The following is a 290-nucleotide window of genomic DNA, read 5'->3' on the forward strand; positions in this document are numbered from 1 at the left end:
CTCTTCGTACTCGCGTAGCGGAACAGTGTCCCCGCGGCGACATCGGCACGCTCCGAGGTCTCCTGCGTCGTCACCGACGCGTAACCGCGCTCCTCGCACTAGACGCTAGCTGTTGTGGGTCATGAGGTTCTTGCCACGGGGTACGGGCTGAGATGAGCCGAGCGGGCCTCTCCCGCAGGATGGAAGTTCCTCAACAACCCACCTGCCCGAAAAGACCCACTCATGTCTCACGCTAACGCACCCCTGACCCCGACCGGCCGTCTCAGGATGGTCCACCGCCACCTGCTCGG

Annotated in this window: 1 pseudogene; it reads right to left on the reverse strand. The window is 64.5% G+C overall.

Going from position 1 to position 290, the window contains the following annotated elements:
• Window positions 1–83 (reverse strand): annotated as a pseudogene (locus tag KVS67_RS14310) (TetR/AcrR family transcriptional regulator); the annotation flags it as partial.
• Window positions 84–290: the final 207 nt, after the last annotated feature.

The organism is Micrococcus sp. GbtcB5, assembly GCF_019091605.1.
Lineage (GTDB): Bacteria > Actinomycetota > Actinomycetes > Actinomycetales > Micrococcaceae > Micrococcus > Micrococcus luteus.